The 7,577-nt window shown below is 32.7% G+C and carries 8 protein-coding genes and 1 pseudogene; 5 read left to right on the top strand and 4 right to left on the bottom strand.

The genetic code is table 11. The features are described from left to right. Window positions 1-155: 155 nt before the first annotated feature. The gene (locus tag B3J44_RS08600) at window positions 156-554 is read right to left on the bottom strand and encodes an MmpS family transport accessory protein (protein WP_286967805.1); all 399 of its coding nucleotides are present in this window, start codon (window positions 552-554) and stop codon (window positions 156-158) included. Window positions 555-721: 167 nt separating this feature from the next. On the opposite strand from B3J44_RS08600, the gene B3J44_RS08595 reads away from it, so the two are divergent. From B3J44_RS08595 to B3J44_RS08585, 3 genes are all read left to right on the top strand, one after another. Then, window positions 722-2,734 carry a tetratricopeptide repeat-containing sensor histidine kinase gene (locus B3J44_RS08595; protein WP_286967804.1) on the top strand — a complete coding sequence of 671 codons (2,013 nt, stop codon included), beginning with the start codon at window positions 722-724 and terminating at the stop codon, window positions 2,732-2,734. After that, window positions 2,724-3,353, top strand: a complete 630-nt coding sequence (locus B3J44_RS08590) for a response regulator transcription factor (RefSeq protein WP_286967803.1) — start codon at window positions 2,724-2,726, stop codon at window positions 3,351-3,353. The genes B3J44_RS08595 and B3J44_RS08590 overlap by 11 nt, the downstream gene beginning before the upstream one ends. A 102-nt stretch (window positions 3,354-3,455) precedes the next feature. Continuing rightward, window positions 3,456-4,142: a zinc metallopeptidase gene (locus B3J44_RS08585; protein WP_198855438.1), complete on the top strand. Its 687-nt coding sequence runs from the start codon at window positions 3,456-3,458 to the stop codon at window positions 4,140-4,142. A gap of 202 nt (window positions 4,143-4,344) precedes the next feature. Here the strand turns inward: B3J44_RS08585 and B3J44_RS08580 are convergent, their stop codons facing one another. From B3J44_RS08580 to B3J44_RS08570, 3 genes are all read right to left on the bottom strand, one after another. Continuing rightward, window positions 4,345-4,815: an Lrp/AsnC family transcriptional regulator gene (locus B3J44_RS08580; RefSeq protein WP_111365821.1), complete on the bottom strand. Its 471-nt coding sequence runs from the start codon at window positions 4,813-4,815 to the stop codon at window positions 4,345-4,347. Between the two features lie 142 nt (window positions 4,816-4,957). Next, the gene (locus B3J44_RS08575) at window positions 4,958-5,707 is read right to left on the bottom strand and encodes a uroporphyrinogen-III synthase (RefSeq protein WP_008465120.1); all 750 of its coding nucleotides are present in this window, start codon (window positions 5,705-5,707) and stop codon (window positions 4,958-4,960) included. A gap of 14 nt (window positions 5,708-5,721) precedes the next feature. After that, entirely contained in the window at window positions 5,722-6,390 is a 669-nt protein-coding gene (locus B3J44_RS08570) for a DUF4271 domain-containing protein (protein WP_198855439.1), read from the bottom strand. Between the two features lie 107 nt (window positions 6,391-6,497). Between B3J44_RS08570 and B3J44_RS08565 the strand changes: the two genes are divergently transcribed. Together B3J44_RS08565 and B3J44_RS08560 are read left to right on the top strand one after the other, a co-directional pair. Continuing rightward, entirely contained in the window at window positions 6,498-7,223 is a 726-nt protein-coding gene (locus tag B3J44_RS08565) for a polyprenol monophosphomannose synthase (protein WP_198855440.1), read from the top strand. A gap of 10 nt (window positions 7,224-7,233) precedes the next feature. Then, a pseudogene (locus B3J44_RS08560) lies at window positions 7,234-7,577 on the top strand (dihydroorotase); the annotation flags it as partial.

Here is a 7,577-nt window from a genome sequence, read left to right as displayed (position 1 = left end):
CGTCCGAAACAAGTCAAAAAACAACGAAATAAAATAGACAATTTAATAGAAAAGTTTGAAGAAGTAAGCGATCAATTAGATACATAAAAAAAGCTTCGTTCAATACGAAGCTTTTTTACCAAAAACAAAAATTTAAATTCTAAAATTTCTATAAATTATTGCGGAAAAATATAAGTACCAGGAATAGCAATGATTGTTCCATCACTTTTTGCTTTCGCAGTTGTTTCCTGTTCTACTTTTCCTCCGATATAAATTTTTACAGTTAGAGTTTGATCGACAACACCTCCATGACCAGAAACTTGGATTCCAGCACCAGTAGTACCTGCAGAAGCAGTAAATTCTTTATTCCAAGGTAATTGAGTAATATCTACACTTTGTCCAGCATTTCCTGATTCCATATAAACAGCATCTATCTCTCCAGAAAAGTTTCCAGTTATTTCGTATTTAACGTCTCTTGAGTTGTTTTTGCCATTATCATCATTATCGCTGCTGCAAGAAACCGCTGTAAAAGCAAGAGTCATTACAATTGCTAAGGTTTTCAAAATTGATTTCATATTATATCTTTTAATTAATATTCAGATTTATAACAAAATTAGCCCCTTAATTACGAGAGGACAATACCTGATAAAATGTATTTTTTATTACCTGATATCAGGTAAAAGAGCACTATTTCTTTTTGAAAGTCATTAAGCTTTAATAACTTTGAGTAAATGCCACATTTATGAAGAAACTCTACGCCATTTTATTTTTTTTGTTTTTCACTGTAATTTCTCATTCACAAGTAATCCTTTCATTAGATGATGATACTGTTTATATTGACAGTATTGTTAAGATCACAAAAAACACAAAATCAGACAGTGTCAAAAGTTTAAATAGTTTTAGATTATCAAAACTATTTTTGATGGCACAGGATGCTAAAAAATCGAAAGAATATCTTGAACAGGCGAATAAATTAAAAGTTAAATATCCTTTTTTAAAAGATGCTTCGATTTTTTATAACGCTTCCAGTTTTATAGAAAAAGGCGATTTGGAAGGTTTTGAAAAAGCATTGCTTGAAGCAAACGATAAACTCAAAAAATATCGTAATAAAGAAGCTTATAAGCTTCGCGCCATTATACTTCAGAATTATGGCATTATGCAGCAACGAAAGAATAATGAGAATGCTTATATGAAGTTGCTTATAAATGAAGCCATTCCGATTGCTAAAAAAAGTGGCGATTACGAATTAATCAGTGCTTTAAATAAAGCTGTTGCCATTATTTTTATGAATAATGATGAGCGTGAAAAAGCGGCTGAATATCTAGATCAAGCGCAAAAGTATATTGAAAGCGCCACTATAAAATCTGCAACTTTAGCAGAGTCTAAGATGGAAACGTATATTATAAATGCTGAAAATCTAGTTGAACTGAAGCATTTTTACGACGCTAAAGAAATTTTGGATAAAGCTTATTCGACTTTAGAAAAATATCCCGCATCTAACTTAAATGATTCTTATTTTTATTCGGAAGGACTTTACTATGCCAAACAAAATAAACACGATGAAGCATTGGTAAGTTTTAATAAAGGAATTAAATCGGCAGAAAGTCATCAGAATGCTATTGCGGTAAACAGATTAAAATTTGCAGAATATGAAGTGCTTTTTAAACAGAAAAACTATGACAAAGCAAAAAGTAATTTAGAATATCTGATAGAAAAAACACCTTTTATTGTAGATAAAAAAAATTATTACAAAGAACTGTCTAAAGTTTACAACGCGACAAAAGAATATCCGAAAGCTTATTTTTATTCAAACAAATACAATGTTATAAACGACAGTTTAAACGATGCCAAGCTTAAAAGCGAAATTGTAGAACTTGAAGCGAAATACAAAAAAGCAGAAAGCGAAAAGAAAATTGGTCTGCTGCAATCTGAGAATGAAAAAGCGGTTTTGCAGGTGAATAATAATCGTTTGAATATGATGCTTTTTGCGGTGCTTTCGTTTGTATTGTTTTTGACGGTTTTGTTTTTGTGGAGTTGGAATAATTATCAGAAAAAGATAAGTTTTCAAAAAGAGGTAAACCACAAACAGGAACTCGAAGCATTAGAGAATCAGCAGAAATTATCTATTTCAAATGCTTTAATTGAAGGAGAAGAAATTGAACGCAAAAGAATCGCGAGAGATTTGCACGACGGACTTGGGAGTATGCTTTCTGGCCTTAAAATCCATTTGAATCTTGCAGAACGAGAAAACAATGAAAATGCCCCGAATATAAACGGAATGTTAAACGATTCGATAAAAGAGCTTCGTAATATTTCTCAAAATCTGATGCCCGAAAGTTTGATGAAATTAGGGCTTGAACATGCGTTAAGAGATTTGTGCGCTTCACATTCGACACCAGAAACAACTATCGAATTTCAGTATTTGATTAAGAAGACAACCTTGCCTCAGCATTTTAAAATAATGATTTTCAGGATTATTCAGGAACTTTTAAATAATTCTTTAAAATATGCAAAAGCCTCCCAGATTCTGGTTTCCTGTTCGCAGAATAAAGATGTGTTTTTTATTACGGTAGAAGATAACGGAATTGGTTTTAATGTTAATCATGCAGAAAAAAGAGATGGAATGGGCTTGCGAAATATTAAAAACCGCGTGGCTTTTTTAAACGGAAAATTAGAAATTGATTCTGTTCTTGGAAAAGGAACTTCAACTTATATCGAATTAAAATATAACCCAAATCATGATTATGAAGCATAAAACGGTAATAGTAGACGATCATCCGATTGTGATTTCTGGAATTGCAGGCCTGTTGTCGGATCTAGATAATATAGAAATTGTAGAAAAATTCGAATCGGGAATTGCGCTTTTAGATTATATCGAAGACAATAATGTAGATTTGATTTTAATGGATATTTTTCTGCCTGTTATAAATGGAGTCGATTTATGTAAAACAATCAAACAAAAATATCCTAAAATTGTAATTATAGGTATGAGCAGCCAATCTGAAAGAAGTTTGGTGATGCAGTTTATTCAGAACGGCGGAAATGGATATATTCTTAAAAATGCTTCTTTTGATGAGTTTAAAGAGTGTATTTACAAAGCAATTGATGGTGAAATTGTTTTTAGCGAAGAAGTAAAAACGATAATTAGTCAGCCTTTGTCTGAAGATTTAGAAAGAATTCCGGGTTTAAGCCGAAGAGAGCGCGATATTGCTCTTTTGCTTTCTCAAGGAAAATCGACTCAAGAAATAGCCGATGATTTGTTTTTAAGTTTTCTAACCGTTCAAACGCATCGTAGAAATATCCTTCAGAAGTATAAAATGAAAAATGTGGCAGAATTAATTGCTTTTCTGCTCAAAAACAACATGCTGAATTAAGTCAAAAATGGTAGAAAAATGTCAAAATGGCATTTTGTTAAAATGGTTCGCATTTTGCAGTTTGTTTTGTAAATTTAAAAATCAATCTAAAAACAGAAAAAAATGGGATCAGGATATTTAATTATTGCTGGAGCTATAATGTTGTTCAGCTGGCTGGTAAGTTCACAGCTGAAGAGCAAATTTGAATTGTATTCGAAGTTGCAATTAAGAAACGGAATGAGCGGACGCGAAATCGCTGAGAAAATGCTTGCCGATAACGGAATTACAGATGTTCGTGTTATCTCAGTTCCAGGTCAGTTAACAGATCATTATAATCCATCAGATAAAACAGTAAATTTAAGTGAAGCTGTATATAACCATCGAAATGCCGCCGCCGCCGCCGTTGCAGCGCACGAATGTGGTCATGCTGTGCAACACGCAATTGGTTACGAATGGTTAACAATGCGTTCTAAATTAGTGCCAATTGTAAGCGTAGCTTCAAACTTCGTACAGTGGATTTTGATAGCAGGAATTCTAATGATTAAAGTTTTTCCGGGACTATTATTAGTTGGAATTATCATCTTTGCGGCAACGACTTTGTTCTCAATTGTTACACTTCCTGTAGAGTATGATGCAAGTAATCGCGCTTTGGCTTGGTTAGAAAATAAACACATGCTAACACAAGAAGAACAAGCAGGAGCAAAAGATGCTTTAAAATGGGCTGCGAGAACTTATGTAGTAGCGGCAATTGGTTCTATTGCAACATTACTGTACTATATATCGATTTACTCTGGAAGCAGAAGGAATTAATTAGTTAATTGAGATAATTAGTCAATTAGATAATTTATAGCAAACCCGACAGATTTCAAAAATCTGTCGGGTTTTGTGTTTTATGAAGTTTGTCAGGCTGATCGGAGTCGAAGCCCTTATAGGTAATTAAGCCCCTAGACTTTGCTGAAGGTGACAGCTCGAGTGAAATTATCTAATTTTTAAATTGGCACATTCTCTAATTCTAAAGCTGTATCTGTCTATCAATTTGCTGATCTAAAGAAATAAAAGTTTCTGTTCTAGAAACCCCTTCGATAGCTTGGATTTTGTTATTTAAAAGTTGCATCAAATGTTCGTTGTCACGACAAATGATTTTAATTAAAACCGACCAATTTCCTGTTGTGTAATGACATTCTAAAACTTCGGGTATTTTTCTAAGTTCTTTTACTGCTTCTGAGTTTCTAGAAGCTTTGTCTAGATAAACTCCGACAAAAGCCATAGTATTATAGCCTAAAACTTTTGGATTAACGGTAAACTTAGAACCAGAAATAACTCCAGATTGTTCTAGTTTTTTTAATCTTTGGTGAATTGCCGCGCCAGAAATCCCTATTTTATTAGCTATTTGCAAGATTGGTTTGCGGGCATCGTCCATTAGATAGCGAAGAATTTCTTTGTCGATTCCGTCAATTTCAATTAAAAGGGAGTTGATTTTCATAACTTACAATTTGAAACTATTTTTTGTGATTTGGGTTATCAATAGAAATCAAATGTAGTTAAAATGCTGTACAAAAGAAAATTCCAAATCTCAAATGGTTAGTTTGAAATTTGGAATTTTAAAAGTTGTATATTTTAAAAGGTTATTTTCCTTTGTTGGCTTCTGCTACGTATTTTTCTAGAGCCATTGTCATAGAAGGAGTTTCAGGAGTTGGAGCAAGAATATCAATTCTTAAACCATGATCTAAAGCTTCTTTTTGCGTTGTGCTTCCGAATACGGCAATTCTGGTGTTGTTTTGTTTAAAATCTGGGAAATTCTTAAACAATGATTTGATTCCTGTTGGGCTGAAAAAAGCTAAAACGTCATAATAAACATCAGCTAAATCAGATAAATCACTCATTACAGTTCTGTAAAAAATAGCTTGTGCCCAATCTACTTTTAAACTGTTTAATGTAACAGGAGCATCTGCATTTAATTGGTCAGATGCAGGAAGTAAAAATTTCTCGTCTTTGTACTTCTTAATTAGCGGAGATAAATCTGCAAAATCTTTTGCTCCAACGTAAATCTTACGTTTTCTGTACACGACATACTTTTGAAGGTAAAACGCAACAGCCTCAGATTGACAAAAATATTTCAAACCTTCTGGCACTTTGTAACGCATTTCATCAGCAACTCTAAAAAAATGATCTACAGCATTTCGACTTGTTAAAATGATCGCAGTGTAATGATTAAGATCGATTTTTTGTAATCGAATCTCTTTTGCGCTAACCCCTTCTACATGAATAAATGGTCTGAAATCAATTTTTATTTTGTGTTTTTGTTGGAGCTCAAAGTAAGGAGAATTCTCCACTTTAGGTTCAGGCTGTGACACCAAAATTGTTTTCACTTTCATATTATAAATATTTTCTAAGCACTCCCTTTTGTAATCCAATAATAAAGAAAATAATAAGGGGCTATTTCAAGAGCGCAAAGATACAAAATAAAATAAAATAACTTACCGATAATTACGTTTTGATATGTTTTAATTGAAATAAAGTAAGAGTATACGCTAATACACAGCGAAATACCTATGATTGCTAGCGGAATAATCTGCGGAATATTGTTGTAATAAAACAAAACAGCATTGATTGGAAGGATTAAAACTCCAATATACGTTCTGTAAGTTACTTTTTGTAGGTTAAATAGTTCTACAAAATCGTCAATATTGAATGAAGTTGCTACAATTTTTTCAATTAAATACTTCCCTAAAATGAAATAAAGAAGGAAAGTGGCGATCTGAATAAACAGAACCCAATCGGTTTTTGATGCATAACCAAAAATATTCATCGTAAGCAGAATAAAAAAGGCAAAGGATACAATTTGCACAAAAAATAAACCAACTGTAAAGCTGTTTTTCATGTGGCTGTTGTCTCGATAAATTTTAGCATATTTATCAGAAAAAATAAGTTTACTAAATTCACTAAATCTTGTTTCGTAAGCAGATTTTGTCATGGCAACAACGGCAAAGGTCACCACAAATAAAAGTGTTGCCCAGTCCTTGTTTTCGATTATTCGAGGATGAAGTTGTTCAATCATAGCGATACAAAATTAGTAATTTTTTGATGCAATACTTTTATTATATATTTATTATGAATCAAATGCTATAAAAAGTTTACTTTTGCGGTGAAATTACCGAGAAAAAAATGAGTGATAGTATTGTCATAATTCCCACATATAACGAAATTGAAAATGTAGAAAGTATAGTAAGAGCTGTACTTTCGCAACATAAAGCTTTTCATCTGCTGATTATTGATGATAATTCTCCAGATCATACTGCAAAAAAAGTGATCGCTTTACAAGAAGAATTTCCAGGGAAACTTTTTTTAGAACAAAGAGCAAAAAAGTCAGGATTGGGAACTGCGTATGTTCATGGCTTTAAATGGGCTTTGGAGCGCGAATATCAATTTATTTTTGAAATGGATGCCGATTTTTCGCATAATCCAAATGATTTAGAGAAATTGTACGATGCCTGCCATTTTGGTGGAGCAGATCTTGCAATTGGATCTCGATACGTAACTGGTGTTAATGTGGTGAACTGGCCTTTAAGCCGAGTTCTGATGTCTTATTTTGCATCTGTTTACGTAAAATTTATTACCGGAATGAAAATTCACGATGCTACTGCAGGTTTTGTTTGCTACAAAAGAGAGGTTTTAGAAAAAATAAATCTGAACAAAATAAAATTTGTGGGATATGCGTTTCAAATCGAGATGAAGTACAGAACTTATTGTGCTAAATTTCAAATTTCAGAAGTCCCAATTATTTTTACAGACCGAACAAAAGGAGTTTCTAAAATGAGTAATGCTATTATTAAAGAAGCTATACTTGGAGTGATTTCGCTTAGATTAAGAAAATTAGTCAATTCATTATAAACCAACCGAAATGAACAGGATTTTAATAAAGAATGCCAAAATTGTAAACGAAGGGACAATTTTTGAAGGTGATGTTTTAATTGAAAACGATTTGATTGTTGAAATTGCAGACAGCATTTCATTAAAAACTTCAGATTGTATCGTTATTGATGCTGAAGGAAATTATTTAATGCCAGGCGCGATAGACGATCAAGTGCATTTTAGAGAACCAGGTTTAACGCATAAAGGTGATATCGAATCGGAATCTCGTGCTGCAGTTGCGGGCGGAATAACCTCTTTTATCGAGCAGCCAAATACGGTTCCAAATGCGGTGACGCAGGAAATATTAGAAGATAAATATCAAATTGCTTCTCA

This window comes from Flavobacterium sp. UBA4854 (genome assembly GCF_002399805.1).
GTDB classification, from domain to species: domain Bacteria; phylum Bacteroidota; class Bacteroidia; order Flavobacteriales; family Flavobacteriaceae; genus Flavobacterium; species Flavobacterium ginsengisoli.
Note: the sequence above shows the minus strand (reverse complement) of the source record. Positions and strands in the feature narration are given on the sequence as shown.